This is a genomic window from Planctomycetota bacterium (genome assembly GCA_035574235.1).
Classification (GTDB): domain Bacteria; phylum Planctomycetota; class MHYJ01; order MHYJ01; family JACPRB01; genus DATLZA01.
This window is the reverse complement of record DATLZA010000112.1, coordinates 1-14,928: the sequence shown is the minus strand read 5'-3', so window position 1 is coordinate 14,928 and position 14,928 is coordinate 1. Positions and strand designations below refer to the sequence as shown.

Genomic DNA, 14,928 nt, shown 5'->3' with positions numbered 1-14,928 from the left:
GCTTGAGGGGCGAACGGCGCCTCCGACGCGCCGTTGTCCCGGAGGCTCGCGCGATTTCCGCTCCCATAAGGAAGATCTGCGTCGAGTAGTAGACCCAGACCAGGATCGCCACGAGGGAGCCCGCCGCTCCGTAGGCGGAGGCGAGCGTCGAGCGCGCCAGATAGAAGGCGATCGCGTACTTCCCCAGGGTGAAAAGGGCCGCCGCCGCCAGCCCTCCCGCCACGGCGTCGCGCCAGCGCACGGGCGTTTCGGGCAACACGCGGTAGACCACGGCGAAGAGGAGCCCGGTCGCGGCGAAGGAGCCCGCCAGATCCGCGGCCTTCAGGAGACCCGCGCGCGCGCCGGGCTCGCCGGGAAGGAGCCGCTCCGCCGCCTGCAGCGCCGCGCCCGCCAGCAGGGACGCGAGGAGGACGAACCCGACGCCCAGGACCATGAGGAACGCCGTCACCCGCCGCCGCAGCGTGACCGCGAGGGGGTTCCGCACGCCCGGCCGCGCGCCCCAGATCGCGTTGAGATCCTCCTGGAGCTGCAGGAAAAACCCGCTGGCGCCCAGAAGCAGGAGCGCCAGGCCCGCGGCCGAAGCCGCCAGACCCGCGCGAGGCCGGGCCATGTGCCGGAGCACTCCCTGGAGGGTCTCCGCCGCGGGTCGCCCCACGTGGCCCTCGATCCGGGTCAGAAGCTCTCCCTCCGCCGCCGCGCGACCGAAGGCGAATCCGGCCACCGCGACGGCGATCACGAGCAGCGGGGCGGCGGCGAACAGGGCGTAGAAGGCCAGGGCGGCGGCCCGGCTGGGAATGCGGTGCCGCTTCCACCCCGCCGCGACCCTCCGGAGGAGACGTCCGGCGCGCGTGAAGGTCACCTCCCTTCAGGTCTTGGCCCGCGGGCGCGCCCGGCGCCGGAAGGCCAGACCGGCCGCCGCGGAGAGGGCTCCCATCGCCAGCGAGGCCGCCCACGCGGGCGCGCCGGCCGCCCGGAGGGCCTGATGAACCCCCAGGAGGAGCCATGCCGCGGCGACCGCCAGGAGCGCCGTGGCCGCCAGGCCCGCGCGCGCCCGCTCGAGGGCGGGCCGGAGACCCTCCTCGAGCGCGACGCGCAGGAAGGCTCCGACCGTCGCCGCGCGCGGCCGTCGCGCCGCGTCGCGGTCGGCTTCCTCTCCGCTCGTGCGCCGTATCCGGACGAACCGCATCGTCGCGTTCCGCGGGGCGAAGGGGTTCCTCCCTTACGGAGCCGCTCCGACGGCGGGTCGTTGCTCGGGATTCGATGGGGACACCGAGGTTTGCCGCGTCACATTCGGCGGCCGCGGGGATCTATGGAGTGATTCCTTGTCGATCCGTCCGGGGAACCCGTGTCGGGGGTCGCCGGCGGGAGCGAGGGAGCGGGATCCGGAGGGGCGGGCCGGGGGCGCGAGGAGGAGATCGGCCATGAGCTGGATGCGCGGAGAATTCTATGTGTGCACGGACGTCGAGTGCGCCTGCGAAGTCATGATCATCGTGGAGCCGCGCCGGCGGCCCTCCGCCTCCTCGACGCCCACGTGCGCCTGCGGGCGGCCGATGCGCAAGGACGGCCCGGAAATCGTCACGCGGAAGAAGGAAGCGGCCGTGCGCTGAGCTCCGCTCAGCGCTCGCGCGCCGCGCGCGCGAGGACGTCCTGCAGGAGCATCGTCCAGACGGCCACGGGAAGAACGAAGAATTTGCGGCTGACGAAGACGCCGAGCGTCAGACCCAGCAGAGTCAGGCCGCTCGCATTGGCGCGGAGCACCCGCTCGACCTGGGACTCCAGCTCCTCGGGGGGACGGCGGGACAGGAGCGTGCGGATCGCTTCCGGAAATGCGGTGTGGGTCGGCGCGCGGCCGCGGCCCCGTCCACGGCGGCGGCCCCGGACCGGCCCGGGGCTTTCTTCGGGAAGTCGGGCTTCGCGTCCGGCGGCTCGGCTCATGGAACCTCCTTGACAGGTTGTCCGCTCCCGGTAGACTCCGCGGAACGGCGCGCGTTACGCGGGGCGCACGGGAACCCTGAATCGCAAAGGAAGGCAAGGATGAAACCGTACGAAGCGAAGGACTTCAGTTCGCTCCTGGGGATGGAGGGTTTCAGCGACGCGCTGCTCAAGAACCACTTCGAGCTCTATCAGGGGTACGTGAAGAACCTCAACGCGCTCCTGCAGGAGTTCGAGACGATGGGGCGCGAGAACCGCCGGGCGACGCCGGCCTTCGCGGAACTGAAGCGCCGTTTCGGGTGGGAGTGGAACGGCGTTCGCCTGCACGAGCTCTACTTCGGCAATCTCGCCCCCAACCCCGCGCCGCTGCCGGCGGGGAGCCGACTGGCCGGCCTCCTGGCGGCCCAGTTCGGGGGCGTCGAGGGGTGGACCCGCGAGGTCGAGGCCATGGGGGGCATGCGCGGCATCGGTTGGGTGGTCACGTACTACGATCCGCTCACGGAGCGGCTCCTCAACGCGTGGATCAACGAACACGACCAGGGGCATCTGTCCGGCGCGATCCCCGTGGTCATCATGGACGTCTTCGAGCACGCGTACATGATCGATTACGGAGTGAAAAAGGCCGACTACGTGCGGGCCTTCCTGAGACATCTGGACTGGAAAACGGCGGCGGAGCGGCTGGACGGAGCGCGGTCGGAGGGCGGCGGGGGAGAAAAAGCCTCGGGGCGCGGAAGGAAAGCGCGCTGACGGACGCGGCTTACGCGGGGCGGGGCTGCATCGGGGACGGAGCCGCGGACGAAGCCAGGCCGACCTGGCGGGCGATCTGGAGGAATTCGTCCCGTTCGAGAGGCTTGACGACGTAGGCCGCCACGCCGAGCTTGTGGACCTCGATCACGTCCCGATCGCTTTCGGACGAGGTCAGGATCATGACGGGCACGTCGCGCGTGTGCCGGTCGGCGCGGATCCACTGGAGAACCTGGAGCCCGTTGACCTTGGGCAATTTCAGGTCGAGGATGACGAGGCGGGGGAGATCCTCGATGCGCCGGTGCGCATACCGGCCGGTGGCGAAGATGTAATCGAGCGCCTCGGCGCCGTCGCGGACGACCGCCACTCGGTCGCCGAAGCCGCACTGGCGCAGGACCCGGAGGGTCAGCTCGATGTCGAACGGATTATCTTCGATGAAGAGGATGGCCGGCGGGTCGTTCGGGTGCATGGCAGGCCTCGTCAGGCGAAAAATCGCCACACCCCGGTGACCCCCGCCGGGGGGACCGCGTTATGGCGAAACCGGAGGGGTTCGCCGGAGCGGCTCCGCGGGCCTGCGGGGCGGCCTCCCCACGAGCGTCTTGCGCAGAAGGAGCGCCTGGCGCGCCTGACGGAGGTGGGCCGCCATCTCGCCGGCGGTGCGGAAGCGGCGGTCGGCGTCGATGGCCAGGGCGCGGCGGCACGCCGCGTCCAGTTCCGGCGTCACCACGGGATTGAGCTCGCTCGGCAGGTCCAATCCCAGGGGCAGCGCGCCCGTGAGCATTTCGTAGAGCACCACGCCGAGCGAGTAGAGATCCGAGCGCGCGTCCCCCGGCCGGCCGGCGACGCGCTCCGGAGCGGCGTAAAAAAGCGTCCCGGCGAAGCCGCCGGCGGTCTCGTCCGACGCGCGGCGGGAGAGAAGGATCTCGCTCTGCCGCGGGCGCGCGTCGGCGCCGAGTCCGAGGTCGGTGATCTTGACGAAGTACGCGGCGCCGGGCCTCGGGCGCCCGGGTTCCTCGCGGGGCCGTTTCTGGACGAGGATGTTCTCGGGCTTGATGTCCAGGTGGAAGATGCCCCGCGCGTGGGCGACCGAGAGGGCTTCGCAGACCTGGCAGGCGATCTCGATGGCGTCGGCGGGCGGGAGGAGGCCCTCCTCTTTGACGAGCTGCCGGAGGTTCCGGCCCTCCACGCACTCCATCATGAAATAGGGCGGATCCTCCTGAACGTTGAGTCCGACGGTCTTGACGATGTGAGGGTGGTCGAGCTGGTGCTGAAGAAGCGCCTCCTTCTTGAGATAGGTGAGGCCCTGCGGATTCTTGGGGATCTTGAGGGCGACGTACTTTCCCGGAATCTGGCTGTGCTCCGCCTTCCAGACGCACGCGAAGCCGCCCTGGCCGAGCTCCTCGACCAGGACGTATTCGGAGATCCGGTCGCCCTTGCCCACTTTTCGATAGGGCATCGCCGCCGCTTCCGACCGATCCGCCGCGACCGGATTCGCCGGCCCGGGCGCCTCGCGCGAGTCCCGGGCGGGGATCGCGGGCGGTCGTTAGGGTGAGCCCGGGCCCGGGGTTTCGTTACTGGCGGCGCGCGGCGCGTAACGGTCCGTCTGCCGGCGGATCTAGCGGCGGGGATGCCATGAACGTGCGTGCGCGCCGCTTTTTCGCGCTTTCGGCGGTTGTCGCTTGGGCCGCGGCCGGCGGCGGGTGCGAGCGGGGAGACGAGGCCGGACAGGACGCCGAAGGGACGGGGAAGGAGCGCCCGGTCGCGGTGGTCGAAATGACACCGGCGAACACCTTCGAGCCGCGCGTGGTGACGATCCGGGTGGGGCAGACGGTCCTCTGGAGGAACGCCTCCTCGCGTCCCCATACGGTTTCGACGGATGCCGCCGGTGCCGCGAATCCCCGGAACGCCGAGGTGCCGCCGCCCGCACGGCCGTTCAGCTCGGGCGACGTTCCTCCGGGAGGGACGTATGCCCAGACCTTCACCGTGCCCGGGTTCTACCGCTACTACTGCGCGCACCACGAGCGCGAGGGCATGACGGGCACGGTGGCCGTGATGGCGGCGGAGTGATTCGCGGGTGGGGATGCGGATCGCGCTCGGGTCCGATCACGCGGGGTTCCGGTACAAGGAACGCCTCCGGGGATATCTCGAGGCCCGCGGCCACGCGGTCACCGATTTCGGGGCGCCTTCGGAGGAGCCGGTCGATTATCCGCGGTTCGTGCGCCCCGTGGCGCGATCCGTGAGCCTGGGCCGGCATGAACGCGGCATCGTGGTCGGGGGTTCGGGGAACGGGGAGGCGATGGCGGCCAACCGGTTTCCGCGGGTGCGCTGCGCCGTCTGCTGGGACCGGCGAAGCGCGTTCCTGGCCCGGCGTCACAACGACGCCAACATGCTGGCCCTCGGGCAACGGCTGCTGGATTGGGACACGGCGCGGGCCGTCACGCGCGCGTGGCTGGAGACGCCGTTCGAAGGCGGCCGTCATCGGCGGCGAATCGCCGCGCTGGACGCGCCGGTCAGGCGAAGATCACGAAGGCGGCGAGGAGGACGCCCTCGCCCAGGAGCACGGCCAGCGCGATCAGCCCGAGCGTCTGGACGACCGGCGCGGCATCCGAGGAAGACAGACCGGCCGGTCGTCCCCGGCTTTCCGCGCGGAATCCGGCCCGCCAGGCGAGCGCGGGCAGGGGCAGGAGAAGCGCGCAGGCCGCCAGCGCGGGCCCGCGATGGCCGCTCAGGAGCACGGTCGCCGGAAGGATTCCGCAGACCAGGATCGCCGCCAGCCCGGCCAGAATCGGGAAGTCCGGAGGGGCGCCGAAGAAGTCCACGTCCGGCAGCCCGCGGGACGGCGGAGCGCCGCGCTCGGAGGCGGGGCCCGGAGCGGAGGTCCGTCGCCGCGGGGGTGGGAGCTCCACCGGAGGCGGCGCCGGCTGGTCCACCGACGGACCGCCGCAGAACGCGCAGCGCGCCAGGTCGAGGGTCCAGACGCTCCCGCACTTCACGCACCGCTTGGGCATGGCCGACCTCCCGGGCCCGCCGTGCGGGCCGCACGCGGGAAGGGATCCGGGCGCGGCCGCTTTGTTACGGGAGGGGGCGCTCAGCGGCGCCGGCGGAAAAGGAGCGTGAAGAGCGCGCCGAAGAGGAAGGCGGCCAGGAGAGAAGAGCCGGGTTCCTGGCGGGCCCACGTTTCGACGCACGCCTTCCCGTCCTCGGCCACGGTGCGGACCTCGCGCGCAAGTCGGCCGAGCCCGCGCGCCAGATCGGGCAGCAGGGAAGACGAGGGCGGGGTGCCCGTGGTCACGGGTCGTCCGGTCATGGGCCCGAAGCCGTAGGTGTACTCCATAGGTTCCATCTCCAGCGGTTCCCATCCCGGTGGATCCTGTACGGTCCCGGGCGTTGCGGCGGCGCTCGCGGCGGGGTTCGCTCCTTCGGCGGCGCGTAACATTCGGGCCGTTTGGGGATCTATAAAAAGCCACGCCGCCAAGGCGGAGGGCGGGGTCGGGAGAGGAGGGATCGCCCTGCCGGGGAGGGGGATGCTTCCCGAACGAACCGCGCGGATCCGGATTCCAGCTCTATCCGAACAGGGAGGAGGAAGGCGATGAAGGTGAAAGACGCGTGCACGCCCAGCGCCAAGACGTGTTCGCCCGAGGCGAACCTGGCCCATGCCGCGGTGCTGATGTGGGAGAACGACTGCGGGCTCGTGCCGGTTGTGGACGGCGAAGGCAGGCCGGTCGGCGTGATCACCGATCGGGACATCGCCATCGCGGTGGGCACGCGCGGCCGCCCGGCGTCCGAGATCACGGTTCAGGAAGCCATGTCCCGGAATCCGCGGACGGTGCGGCCCGAGGATGAGGTGCGCTCGGCGCTCGAGGTCATGGAGACGACTCAGATTCGCCGGCTCCTGGTTGTCGACGGCCGCGGTGTCCTGGTCGGCGTGCTCTCGCTCAGCGACATCGTGCGCCGCCTCGACGGCCGAGGAGGACCGGCCGGCGAGGAGGTGCTGGAGGCGCTCAAGGCCATCTGCCGGCCCCATCGCCTCGAGGAGAAACCGGTCGCCGCTCCTTCCGGAAGGACGGCGGGACGCTCCTCCGCGCTGAGCCGGAACCGGGCGTAGCGGTCTTATTCGCAGACGCAGGAGAGCTCGCCCGAAGCCAGGATCTTTCCCTCAAGAGCTCTTTGAAGCTCCGAGCGGGTCGCTCCTTCCGGCAGATCCAGCGGCGCGGAGAGAGCGTAGATGCGCAGGCAGAAGCGTCTCGGCCCGCGCCCGGGCGCGGGGGGCGGCGGACCGTCGTACCCCAGCCGTCCGAAGTCGTTGCGGCCCTGGCGGGCTCCGGGAAGCTCCCGGGCGGCGCCCCCGCGCGGAATGTCCTCGGGCAGGCCCGTCAGCGGGACGCCCAGGGCTTCCACGTAGGGGCGGACGTCGTAGAGAATCCAATGGGTCACGGCGCGACCGTTCTCGCCTTCCGGATCTTCGGCCACGAAGGCGAGAGACCGCGTGCCTTCCGGGAGCGCCGCCCAGGCCAGGGGGGGAGAGACGTTGGCTCCGGCCGCGGTGTACTCCCGCGGGAGCGTCCGACCGGGAGCGAAAGCGGGGCTCGCCAGGGCGATCGTCTTGCGCCGCACGCCTCTGGCCGCCGCGGTCGTTCCAGGCTTGGCGGAATCACTCTCCATACGGATTAGCTTTCCCCCGAAGAGGGTGTCTCTCCTTCCGCGCGGATCCTTCGGGCCCCGGACGCGTTATGGTCTTCTGGCGATCGCCACGGGGAGTCGCGTCCGGCCGAGGACATCGAGGGCGAGCGCGTCTCCGGCGACCAGAAGATCCGGGGGGCGCTCGCGGCAGATCTCGAAGACGGCGCGTGCGGAAGGAGCCGCGAGGCGCCGCGTCTCCACGGGGATTCGAAGGTCCATCAGATCTTCGGCCGCCGCGGAAAGCTCCGCGGGATTCGGTCCCGCCACCAGGACGCGAGCCCCGAACGCCCGGGCGAGCTCGCCGACGCCTCCTTGCATCCGCGCCCAGTCGCCCGACGTCGCCGCGAGAATCCTGTCCGCCGCCGGCCGGGCCCGGATCCACTCCGGCGGGAACCAGGCCACCGAATGAAGGGTCCGAGCCGTCACGCGTCGCGCGGCGCGGGCGTCCGGATCGATTCCGAGGAACAGGAGGAGCGAAGCGTCTTCTTCGTCCGCGACGGCGGGGAGGGCGGATTCCGGAGGCCCCGCGCCGGCGCGCGCGCGCGCCGGAAGCCCCCGCGCGGCGAGGCGCCGGGCGACGGTTTCCGGGTACGCGGGATCGGGGACGAGTCCCAGCAGGATCGGGCGGGATCCCCGGCGGAGGAGGATCGGGGCAAAGGCCTCCAGGGCTTCCTCCGCGGACGGAGAGCCGTCCAGCGGGATCAGGGGACGTTCGAGCACAATCCTCCGGAGAGCCGGCCGTCTCGCGGAGCGTTACGTCCGAAGGCGCCGCAACGAGGGTCCTTCTCCTTCCGACCCTGAGAGGGGCCCGTCACGCCGCCGGGGCGGAGACGCCGGCCAGGAACCCGCGCACCAGGGGATCGTCGCTGCGCGCCAGTTCCGCGGGGGTGCCCAGCGCATGGATGCGTCCGGCGGCCAGGATTGCCATGCGGTTCGAAAGCCGGACGGCCAGGTTCATGTCGTGCGTCACGAACACGGTCGTGGCCTCAAGCCGGTCGTGGACGTCCCGGATGAGATCCCGGATCTCGGTCGCGCCGGCGGGATCGAGGCCGGTGGTGGGCTCGTCCAGGAGGAAAATCCGCCGGCGGCCCACCAGGGCGCGGGCGAGTCCGGCGCGCTTCTTCATTCCCCCCGACAGCTCCGCCGGGAACTTGTGGGCGTCCTGCTCCAGACCGACCAGGCGCAGCCCCTCCAGGACCTCGGCGCGGATTTGGGCTTCGCCTCGCCCGCCGCCCTCGCGCAGCGGAAGGGCGATGTTGTCGAAGACCGTCAGCGAGTTCAGAAGCGCCGCGCTCTGAAACAGGTACCCCACTTTCGCGCGCGCGGCCCGCAGAGCGGTCGGATCCCCGGAACCGACGTCGATTCCCTCCACCCGGATCTTGCCCCGGTCCGGACGCAGCAGGCCCACGACGTGCTTGAGGAGAACCGTTTTTCCGGAGCCGCTGCGTCCGAGGATTCCGAGCCGTTCGCGAGGGGGCACTCGGAGGGAGAGTCCGGCCAGGACGACCCGGCCGCCCAGGATCTTATGGACGTCTTCGATCTCGATCGCCGCGGGCGTCGGGCCGACATCCATGCCCCGCCCTGACCCCGGGGCCCAGGGGCGTGTTATGGGGCCGGGCGGGTGCTTCATAACGTTCTTTCCGGGCCGGCGTCCATACACCGGTCGGAGGGGCGGCGAGGCCATGGAGCTGGCGGCGTTGGGCATCTACCTCGCGGCGGCATCGGCCCTCGTCGGCCTCTTCCTGGTTCTCTCGCGGGCGCTGGGCGAGCGTCATGAGGCGCGGGCCGCGGGAGAGCCGTACGAGTCCGGCGTGGCGCCGACCGGCTCGACGCGGGTGCCGTTCTCGGTGCGGTTCTACCCGGTGGCGATGATCTTCGTGATTTTCGACCTCGAGGCGGCGTTTCTCGTGGCCTGGGCGGCGGGGGCGCGCGAGGCGGGCGCCGCCGGCGCCGCGGCGATGGGAGTGTTCGTGGCTCTCCTGGCGCTGGCGCTCGCGTACGTCGTCCGGGCCGGCGCCCTGGAGGCGCATCGCGCGGCGCGGTCCTGGTAAGGGGGAAGGGAGGATCCATGCTCCTGGAGCGCAGACCGTCGGCGGAAGCCCGTCCCGGAGCGGCGCCTTCCGCCGAGGAGGCGGTGCGGCGTCACGTTCTGCTGGGACGCCTTCAGGATCTCGTGGCCTGGGGGCGGAAAAACTCGCTCTGGCCTTTCAACTTCGGTCTGTCCTGCTGCTACGTGGAAATGGCCACGAGCCTCACGAGCCGCTACGACCTGGCGCGCTTCGGCTCCGAGGTCATCCGAAGCACGCCGCGGGAAGCGGATGTCATGGTGGTCGCCGGGACCGTCTTCGTCAAGATGGCGGCGCCCATTCTCAGGCTTTACGAGCAGATGATGGCGCCGCGGTGGGTCATCTCCATGGGTTCGTGCGCCAACTCGGGAGGCATGTACGACGTGTACAGCGTCGTCCAGGGCGTGGACACGTTCCTCCCCGTGGACGTCTACGTCCAGGGTTGCCCGCCGCGGCCGGAATCCCTGATCGAGGGGCTGCTTCTCCTGAGGGAAGCCGTGGGCCGGGAGCCGCGCCCGCTGGGACGGGTCGTGGGACCGCCGGGTCCCGAACGTTCCCCGCGGCCGTCGCTGCGGGACCTCAAGCGCGCCGGGCGTCAGGCCGCCACGACATTCCCTTCCCCCGACGTTCTCTGAGGGCGCCGTGACGCCAGGTCCGGAGATCCTGGAATCCCTGCGGGCGCGGTTCGGACCCGACGCCTTTTCGCTTCAGGAGACGCAGGACGGGATTCTCACGCTGTGGGTCCCGCCCGCGCGGATCCGCGAGGCGCTGGCCTTTCTCAAGCGCGGCGTCGAGCGGCCGTACCCCATGCTCTTCGATCTCACCGCCGTGGACGAACGGGCGCGGCGGAACCGGCCCAGTCCGGCGGCGTCCGATTTCACGATCGTCTACCACTTGGTGTCCTTCGAGCGCAATGAGGACCTCCGGCTCAAAGTTCCGCTCCAGGGGACCTTTCCGTCCGTGCCGTCGGTCGCCGATCTCTGGCCGTCGGCCTCGTGGTACGAGCGGGAAGTCTGGGACATGTTCGGGATCCGGTTCGAGGGCCACCCGCATCTCCGGCGGCTTCTCATGCCGCGGACCTGGAGCGGCCATCCGCTCCGCAAGGAGCACCCGGCCCGCGCCACGGAGCTTCCGCCCTTCTCGCTGGACGAGGCGCGGCGCCGGGAGGACGAGGAGGCGCTGCGCTTCCGGCCCGAGGAATGGGGGCTGGCCGCCGGCCGCGGCGAGACGGAGTTTCTCTTCCTCAACCTCGGGCCGCAGCATCCGGGAGCTCATGGAGTGCTCCGGCTGGTCCTCCAGCTCGACGGCGAGGAGATCCTCGACATCGTGCCCGACATCGGTTTTCACCACCGCGCCGTGGAGAAGATGGGGGAGCGTCAGTCGTGGCACACGTTTCTGCCCTACACGGACCGGGTGGATTACCTGGCGGGCGTCCTCAACGAGTTTCCGTACGTCCTGGCGGTCGAGCGCCTGGCCGGGATCGAGGTGCCGGAGCGCGCGCAGGTCCTGCGGGTTCTGGCGGCGGAGCTCTTCCGCATCGCGAGCCATCTCGTCTGGTACGGAACCTTCGCGCAGGACGTGGGGCAGCTTTCGCCCGTTTTCTACATGTTCACGGACCGGGAGGAGATTTTCGATCTGGTCGAGGGCCTCTGCGGGGCGCGCATGCATCCCGTGTGGTTCCGGATCGGAGGCGTCGCGCAGGACGTGCCCGAGGGATGGACGGACCGGGTGCGCGACTTCGTCCGCCGGATGCCCACCCGCCTGCGGGAGTACGACGCCATGGTCCTGGGCAACCGGATCTTTCAGGCGCGCACCCGCGGCATCGGAGCGTACCGCCTGGAGGAGGCGGTGGAGTGGGGCGTGACCGGCCCGGGCCTGCGGGCCTGCGGACTGGCGTGGGACCTGCGCCGGCGGCGCCCGTACTCCGGCTACGAGCGCTACGACTTCGAGATCCCCGTGGCCTCTCGCGGGGACGGGTACGACCGCGCGCTCGTCCGCGTGGAGGAGATGCGCCAGAGCCTGCGCATCGTCGAGCAGTGCCTGCGCGACCTGCCTCCGGGGCCGACGATGGCGGACCACGCGCTCGCCTGCCCGCCCCCCAAGGAACGGACGCTGCGCGACATCGAAACCCTGATCGCCCACTTTCTGAACGTGAGCTGGGGGCCCGTCGTCCCGCCGGGAGAGGCCGCCCGGCCCACCGAGGGGAGCAAGGGGATCCAGAGCTATTACCTCATCAGCGACGGATCGCCCCTTCCCTACCGCGTCCGCTCCCGCATGCCCTCGTTCCCGCACATCCAGATGGTGCCCCACATCAGCCGGGGCCATCTCGTGAGCGATCTTTTGTCCATCCTCGGCAGCATCGATTTCGTCCTGGGAGAGGTGGATCGATGAGCCTGACGCCCGAAGAGCGCGCGGAGATCGAGCGGGAGGCGGCCCGCGCTCCGACCCGCCGGGCCGCGGGAATCGAGGCGCTCAAGATCGTGCGGAAGTCCCGCGGCTGGGTTCCCGACGCCGAACTCCGCGAGGTCGCGGACCTCCTGGGGATGTCGCATCACGAGCTGGACGCGGTGGCGACGTGTTACAGCCTCCTGTTCCGGCGCCCGGTCGGACGCCGGGTCCTTCTGCTCTGCGACAGCGTCGTGTGCTGGATGCTCGGGGCCGACCGCCTCCGGGAACGCCTGGAGACGAACCTCGGCGTGCGCCTCGGGGAAACCACGCCGGACGGGCGCTTCACGCTCCTGCCGGTGGCCTGCCTGGGCTGTTGCGACCGCGCCCCCGCGCTCCTGGACGGGGAAGAACTTCGCACGGATCTGACCGAAGAGGCGGTGGACGGCCTTCTGGCGGGCGGGGGGAACGGGCCGTGACCGAAACGCCGCTGACCGCCCGGATTCGGCCCGGCGGAGAGCCGCCGGACCTGACCGCCTACGAGCGCGCCGGGGGCTACCGCGCCGCCGAGCGCGCCCTGCGGGAAATGAGCCCCGAGGAGGTGCAGGCGGTGGTGCGCGCGTCGGGTCTGCGGGGTCGCGGAGGCGCGGGATTTCCGACCGGGCAGAAGTGGAGCTTCGTCCCCCTGGGGCCGGACGCGCCCCGGCCCAAGTACCTCGTGGCCAACGCGGACGAGATGGAGCCCGGGACGTTCAAGGATCGGCTGCTCCTCGAAGGGGACCCGCATCAGCTGATCGAGGGCATGATCCTGAGCGCCTATGCGATCCAGGCCGAGGTGGGGTTCATTTTTCTCCGATGGGAGTACCGGCGCGCCGCGCGCATCCTCGAGCGGGCCATCGCGGAGGCGTACGCGGCGGGCCGGCTGGGGCCGAACCTGGGGGGCTCCGGCTTCCGGTTCGACCTGACGCTTCACACCGGCGCGGGGCGATACATGTGCGGCGAGGAGACGGCGCTTCTCAACTCCCTCGAAGGCCGTCGCGTGACGCCCCGTTCGAAGCCGCCCTTTCCGCAGACCTTCGGTCTCTGGGGAAAACCCACGATCGTCCAGAACGTGGAAACCCTGTGCAACGTCCCGCACATCGTCGAGCGGGGCGCGGCGTGGTTCAAGTCCCTGAGCCGGACGGAGGACGGCGGCACGAAGATCTACGGGGCCGGCGGAAAGTTGCGGCGTCCGGGGGCCTGGGAGCTTCCGATGGGCACCTCCGCGCGGGAGATCATCTACGACCGGGCCGGCGGGCTCCGGGACGGTCTTCGCCTGCGGGCGTTTCTGCCGGGCGGCGCCTCGACGGCCTTCCTGGGTCCGGACGCGCTCGATGTGCCTCTGGATTATTCGTCCGTGCAGAAGGCCGGAAGCCGCCTGGGGACGGGGACTCTGATTGTCGTGGACGAAGCCACGTGTCCCGTGGGGGTGTTGAGGAATCTCGAGGCGTTTTTCGCCCGCGAGTCGTGCGGCTGGTGCACGCCGTGCCGGGAGGGACTGCCCCGCGTGGCCCGGCTCCTCGAGGCGCTCGAACGGGGCGACGGGAGGCCGGAGGATCTCGACACCCTGGAGCGGCAGGCCCGGTTCCTCGGTCCGGGCCTGACGTACTGCGCGCTGGCGCCGGGAGCGGCGGAGCCGCTGGCGGCCGGGCTGCGTCTGTTTCGGGACGTCTTCGAGGATCACGTCGCGCGCCGGGGCTGTCCGTGGCGGGCGTGAGGAGGGCGGTGGGATGGCGCGCGTGTGGATCGACGGGCGGTCCTACGACGTGGACGGGGAGCAGAACCTCCTTCACGCCTGCCTTTCCCTCAAGCTCGATCTGCCGTACTTCTGCTGGCATCCCGCCCTGGGATCCGTGGGCGCCTGCCGCCAGTGCGCGGTGAAGGTGTTCCGGGACGAACACGACCGCACCGGCCGGATCGTGATGGCGTGCATGACGCCCGCGCGGGACGGCACCCGCCTCTCGATCGAGGATCCCGACGCGCGCGCCTTCCGCGCCGCGGTCATCGAGTGGCTGATGCTCAACCATCCGCACGACTGTCCCGTCTGCGACGAGGGCGGCGAGTGCCACCTGCAGGACATGACGGTGATGACGGGGCACGTCGTCCGGCGCCACCGGTTCCGGAAGCGGACGTACCGGAACCAGGACCTGGGTCCCTTCATCCATCACGAAATGAACCGCTGCATTCAGTGCTACCGGTGCGTGCGCTTCTACCGCGACTATGCGGGCGGCCGGGATTTCGACGTCTTCGGCTTCCACGACCGGGTCTATTTCGGCCGCGCGGAGGACGGCACGCTCGAAAGCGAGTTCAGCGGAAACCTCGTCGAGGTCTGTCCCACGGGCGTCTTCACGGACAAGACGCTGCGCCGCCACTACGCGCGCAAGTGGGATCTCCAGAGCGCGCCCTCGGTGTGCGTGCATTGCTCCGCGGGATGCAACACGTCCGTTTCGGAGCGCTCCGGAGAAGTGCGCCGGGTCGTGAACCGGTACAACGGCGAAGTGAACGGCTACTTTTTATGCGACCGCGGCCGTTTCGGGTACGAGTTCGTCAACGATCCGGCGCGGATCCGGCGCCCGCGCCTGAGGCCGGCGCGCGGGGCGGCCGGGGAGGTCGTGAGCCGGGAGCAGGCGCTCGCGCGGCTGGCGCCCGGTCTGGGCCCCGACCGGAAGGTCCTGGGGATCGGGTCGCCCCGCGCGTCGCTTGAGGCGAACTTCGCGCTGCGGGCGCTCGTGGGGGCGGAACGCTTCTTCGGAGGCGTGTCGGGCGCGGAGGCGCGCCTGGCGGCCCGGGCGCTCGAGATCCTTCGGCGCGGTCCGGCGCGGTCCGCGTCGCTTCGGGACCTCGAACGGGCGGACGCCGTCCTGGTCCTGGGGGAGGACGTGCCGAACACGGCGCCGCGGGCGGCGCTGGCGCTTCGGCAGGCGGCGCGGAGGCAGCCGCTCGAGGCGGCGCGGGCGGCCGGGATTCCGCTCTGGGACGACGCGGCGGCGCGGAACGCCGTTCAGAACCGCCGGGGTCCCCTCTTCGTGGCGACGCCGGGGGCGACGCGGCTGGACGACGCGGCGGTGCGGACCTTCCGGGC

General features: G+C 71.1%; 20 protein-coding genes and 1 pseudogene. 11 read left to right on the top strand and 10 right to left on the bottom strand.

All coding sequences use genetic code 11. The features are described from left to right. Together VNO22_10230 and VNO22_10225 are read right to left on the bottom strand one after the other, a co-directional pair. On the bottom strand, nt 1-859 hold an 859-nt coding region (locus VNO22_10230; GenBank protein ID HXG61744.1), incomplete at its 3' end, for a YihY/virulence factor BrkB family protein. 6 nt (nt 860-865) lie between these two features. Next, nucleotides 866-1,186 carry a hypothetical protein gene (locus VNO22_10225; protein HXG61743.1) on the bottom strand — a complete coding sequence of 107 codons (321 nt, stop codon included), beginning with the start codon at nt 1,184-1,186 and terminating at the stop codon, nt 866-868. Between the two features lie 235 nt (nt 1,187-1,421). Between VNO22_10225 and VNO22_10220 the strand changes: the two genes are divergently transcribed. Continuing rightward, entirely contained in the window at nt 1,422-1,607 is a 186-nt protein-coding gene (locus VNO22_10220) for a hypothetical protein (GenBank protein HXG61742.1), read from the top strand. A 7-nt stretch (nt 1,608-1,614) separates the two neighbouring features. On the opposite strand, the gene VNO22_10215 is transcribed toward VNO22_10220, so the two are convergent. Further along, the gene (locus VNO22_10215) at nt 1,615-1,935 is read right to left on the bottom strand and encodes a hypothetical protein (GenBank protein ID HXG61741.1); all 321 of its coding nucleotides are present in this window, start codon (nt 1,933-1,935) and stop codon (nt 1,615-1,617) included. A 99-nt stretch (nt 1,936-2,034) separates the two neighbouring features. Between VNO22_10215 and VNO22_10210 the strand changes: the two genes are divergently transcribed. Beyond that, nucleotides 2,035-2,679, top strand: a complete 645-nt coding sequence (locus VNO22_10210; protein HXG61740.1) for a Fe-Mn family superoxide dismutase — start codon at nt 2,035-2,037, stop codon at nt 2,677-2,679. Between the two features lie 10 nt (nt 2,680-2,689). On the opposite strand, the gene VNO22_10205 is transcribed toward VNO22_10210, so the two are convergent. Together VNO22_10205 and VNO22_10200 are read right to left on the bottom strand one after the other, a co-directional pair. Continuing rightward, the gene (locus tag VNO22_10205; protein ID HXG61739.1) at nt 2,690-3,145 is read right to left on the bottom strand and encodes a response regulator; all 456 of its coding nucleotides are present in this window, start codon (nt 3,143-3,145) and stop codon (nt 2,690-2,692) included. Between the two features lie 60 nt (nt 3,146-3,205). Continuing rightward, nucleotides 3,206-4,132, bottom strand: a complete 927-nt coding sequence (locus VNO22_10200) for a serine/threonine-protein kinase (protein HXG61738.1) — start codon at nt 4,130-4,132, stop codon at nt 3,206-3,208. 176 nt (nt 4,133-4,308) lie between these two features. Between VNO22_10200 and VNO22_10195 the strand changes: the two genes are divergently transcribed. Together VNO22_10195 and rpiB are read left to right on the top strand one after the other, a co-directional pair. After that, entirely contained in the window at nt 4,309-4,743 is a 435-nt protein-coding gene (locus VNO22_10195; protein ID HXG61737.1) for a plastocyanin/azurin family copper-binding protein, read from the top strand. Between the two features lie 13 nt (nt 4,744-4,756). Then, nucleotides 4,757-5,170 (top strand): annotated as a pseudogene (gene rpiB, locus VNO22_10190) (ribose 5-phosphate isomerase B). A gap of 16 nt (nt 5,171-5,186) precedes the next feature. Here the strand turns inward: rpiB and VNO22_10185 are convergent. Both VNO22_10185 and VNO22_10180 read right to left on the bottom strand, forming a co-directional pair. Next, nucleotides 5,187-5,684, bottom strand: coding sequence for a hypothetical protein (locus VNO22_10185; GenBank protein HXG61736.1), 498 nt, complete (start codon nt 5,682-5,684; stop codon nt 5,187-5,189). Nucleotides 5,685-5,764: 80 nt separating this feature from the next. Beyond that, the gene (locus VNO22_10180) at nt 5,765-6,019 is read right to left on the bottom strand and encodes a hypothetical protein (protein ID HXG61735.1); all 255 of its coding nucleotides are present in this window, start codon (nt 6,017-6,019) and stop codon (nt 5,765-5,767) included. 246 nt (nt 6,020-6,265) lie between these two features. Here VNO22_10180 and VNO22_10175 point away from each other — a divergent pair, with 246 nt between their 5' ends. Continuing rightward, nucleotides 6,266-6,781 (top strand): CBS domain-containing protein, encoded by a 516-nt coding sequence (locus VNO22_10175; GenBank protein HXG61734.1) that lies wholly within the window; start codon nt 6,266-6,268, stop codon nt 6,779-6,781. Between the two features lie 5 nt (nt 6,782-6,786). Here the strand turns inward: VNO22_10175 and VNO22_10170 are convergent, their stop codons facing one another. The 3 genes from VNO22_10170 to VNO22_10160 all read right to left on the bottom strand — a co-directional run bounded on the left by VNO22_10170 (nt 6,787) and on the right by VNO22_10160 (nt 8,929). After that, nucleotides 6,787-7,338, bottom strand: a complete 552-nt coding sequence (locus tag VNO22_10170) for a YbhB/YbcL family Raf kinase inhibitor-like protein (GenBank protein ID HXG61733.1) — start codon at nt 7,336-7,338, stop codon at nt 6,787-6,789. A gap of 66 nt (nt 7,339-7,404) precedes the next feature. Next, the gene (locus VNO22_10165) at nt 7,405-8,076 is read right to left on the bottom strand and encodes a universal stress protein (protein HXG61732.1); all 672 of its coding nucleotides are present in this window, start codon (nt 8,074-8,076) and stop codon (nt 7,405-7,407) included. Between the two features lie 91 nt (nt 8,077-8,167). Continuing rightward, nucleotides 8,168-8,929 (bottom strand): ATP-binding cassette domain-containing protein, encoded by a 762-nt coding sequence (locus VNO22_10160; protein HXG61731.1) that lies wholly within the window; start codon nt 8,927-8,929, stop codon nt 8,168-8,170. A gap of 109 nt (nt 8,930-9,038) precedes the next feature. Here VNO22_10160 and VNO22_10155 point away from each other — a divergent pair, with 109 nt between their 5' ends. From VNO22_10155 to nuoG, 6 genes are all read left to right on the top strand, one after another. Beyond that, entirely contained in the window at nt 9,039-9,407 is a 369-nt protein-coding gene (locus tag VNO22_10155; GenBank protein HXG61730.1) for an NADH-quinone oxidoreductase subunit A, read from the top strand. 17 nt (nt 9,408-9,424) lie between these two features. Next, on the top strand, nt 9,425-10,057 hold the full coding sequence (locus tag VNO22_10150; GenBank protein ID HXG61729.1) for an NADH-quinone oxidoreductase subunit B family protein: 633 nt from the start codon (nt 9,425-9,427) through the stop codon (nt 10,055-10,057). A 25-nt stretch (nt 10,058-10,082) separates the two neighbouring features. Then, the gene (nuoC, locus tag VNO22_10145; protein ID HXG61728.1) at nt 10,083-11,813 is read left to right on the top strand and encodes an NADH-quinone oxidoreductase subunit C/D; all 1,731 of its coding nucleotides are present in this window, start codon (nt 10,083-10,085) and stop codon (nt 11,811-11,813) included. Further along, nucleotides 11,810-12,286, top strand: coding sequence for an NADH-quinone oxidoreductase subunit NuoE (gene nuoE, locus VNO22_10140; protein ID HXG61727.1), 477 nt, complete (start codon nt 11,810-11,812; stop codon nt 12,284-12,286). Before nuoC ends, nuoE begins: the two co-directional genes overlap by 4 nt. Beyond that, nucleotides 12,283-13,563: an NADH-quinone oxidoreductase subunit NuoF gene (nuoF, locus tag VNO22_10135; GenBank protein ID HXG61726.1), complete on the top strand. Its 1,281-nt coding sequence runs from the start codon at nt 12,283-12,285 to the stop codon at nt 13,561-13,563. Before nuoE ends, nuoF begins: the two co-directional genes overlap by 4 nt. 13 nt (nt 13,564-13,576) lie before the next feature. Continuing rightward, nucleotides 13,577-14,928: NADH-quinone oxidoreductase subunit NuoG (gene nuoG, locus VNO22_10130; GenBank protein HXG61725.1), on the top strand; the 1,352-nt coding region annotated here is incomplete at its 3' end.

Excerpts from the sequence above, each read along its gene's own strand:
- VNO22_10225 (HXG61743.1), bottom strand. The coding sequence starts at position 1,186 with ATGCGGTTCGTCCGGATACGGCGCACGAGCGGAGAGGAAGCCGACCGC.
- VNO22_10220 (HXG61742.1), top strand. The coding sequence starts at position 1,422 with ATGAGCTGGATGCGCGGAGAATTCTATGTGTGCACGGACGTCGAGTGC.
- VNO22_10215 (HXG61741.1), bottom strand. The coding sequence starts at position 1,935 with ATGAGCCGAGCCGCCGGACGCGAAGCCCGACTTCCCGAAGAAAGCCCC.
- VNO22_10210 (HXG61740.1), top strand. The coding sequence starts at position 2,035 with ATGAAACCGTACGAAGCGAAGGACTTCAGTTCGCTCCTGGGGATGGAG.
- VNO22_10205 (HXG61739.1), bottom strand. The coding sequence starts at position 3,145 with ATGCACCCGAACGACCCGCCGGCCATCCTCTTCATCGAAGATAATCCG.
- VNO22_10200 (HXG61738.1), bottom strand. The coding sequence starts at position 4,132 with ATGCCCTATCGAAAAGTGGGCAAGGGCGACCGGATCTCCGAATACGTC.
- VNO22_10195 (HXG61737.1), top strand. The coding sequence starts at position 4,309 with ATGAACGTGCGTGCGCGCCGCTTTTTCGCGCTTTCGGCGGTTGTCGCT.
- VNO22_10185 (HXG61736.1), bottom strand. The coding sequence starts at position 5,684 with ATGCCCAAGCGGTGCGTGAAGTGCGGGAGCGTCTGGACCCTCGACCTG.
- VNO22_10180 (HXG61735.1), bottom strand. The coding sequence starts at position 6,019 with ATGGAACCTATGGAGTACACCTACGGCTTCGGGCCCATGACCGGACGA.
- VNO22_10175 (HXG61734.1), top strand. The coding sequence starts at position 6,266 with ATGAAGGTGAAAGACGCGTGCACGCCCAGCGCCAAGACGTGTTCGCCC.
- VNO22_10170 (HXG61733.1), bottom strand. The coding sequence starts at position 7,338 with ATGGAGAGTGATTCCGCCAAGCCTGGAACGACCGCGGCGGCCAGAGGC.
- VNO22_10160 (HXG61731.1), bottom strand. The coding sequence starts at position 8,929 with ATGGATGTCGGCCCGACGCCCGCGGCGATCGAGATCGAAGACGTCCAT.
- VNO22_10155 (HXG61730.1), top strand. The coding sequence starts at position 9,039 with ATGGAGCTGGCGGCGTTGGGCATCTACCTCGCGGCGGCATCGGCCCTC.
- VNO22_10150 (HXG61729.1), top strand. The coding sequence starts at position 9,425 with ATGCTCCTGGAGCGCAGACCGTCGGCGGAAGCCCGTCCCGGAGCGGCG.
- nuoE (HXG61727.1), top strand. The coding sequence starts at position 11,810 with ATGAGCCTGACGCCCGAAGAGCGCGCGGAGATCGAGCGGGAGGCGGCC.